Below are 683 nucleotides of genomic sequence, written 5' to 3'. Positions count from 1 at the left end.
CAGCACCGCCGGGAGGAGGGCCAGGATCAGGCCGAGCAGGGCCAGAGCCGTCAGGATCGTGTCGGTCATGGCCGGTGCCGGGGGTGAATCTCGTCCGGTCCCTGCATCGCACGGGGGCGGGGTGGAGTCGAAGGCCTCACGTGCGGCGGCCTCAACGGCGCCGAAGCTATGATTTGGGCGCTGACCGCGCAAGCTGCCCTATGAATCACGCCCCGCTCGATGAGACGACCCAAGCCGGCCGAGCGCAGCATCCCAATGCCCGACCCGATGAAGGTGCACTGATTATGGGTATCTTCGACTCGATTACGGGCGGGGCCGCGACGACCGCCTACAAGAACAATATGCAGACCATCAACACGGGTCTGAACCAGCAGAGCACAGCGCTCGGCGACAACTACACGCAGGCCAACAACTACCTGCTCGGTCAGGGTCTCAGCGCCCTCCAGGCTGGTTACGGTACCGGTGGTCAGTTGCTGGCGACGGGTTATGGCGATCAGAGACTTGATATAAACCAAGGCGCTCAAGCTGGCATCTCTCAGCTTGGGTCGAGCTACGGTCAGGCGGCCGATGCGATCACCGGCAACTACGGCTCGGCGCTGTCATCCCTGGGCCAAGGCTATGGGCAGGCCAGGGACGATCTGACCGGACAGTACGGGCAGGCCCGGGACGACATCAACACGAAT

The 683-nt window shown here is 63.7% G+C and carries 2 protein-coding genes; one reads left to right on the top strand and one right to left on the bottom strand.

What is annotated here, in order from left to right:
* Positions 1-192: hypothetical protein (locus MKK75_RS26030; RefSeq protein ID WP_244045385.1), on the bottom strand; the 192-nt coding region annotated here is incomplete at its 3' end.
* A 92-nt stretch (positions 193-284) separates the two neighbouring features.
* Here MKK75_RS26030 and MKK75_RS26025 point away from each other — a divergent pair.
* On the top strand, positions 285-683 hold a 399-nt coding region (locus MKK75_RS26025; RefSeq protein ID WP_244045384.1), incomplete at its 3' end, for a hypothetical protein.

The organism is Methylobacterium sp. J-030, from assembly GCF_022829545.1.
Classification (GTDB): Bacteria; Pseudomonadota; Alphaproteobacteria; order Rhizobiales; family Beijerinckiaceae; genus Methylobacterium.
This window is presented reverse-complemented; position numbering and strand designations above follow the sequence as displayed.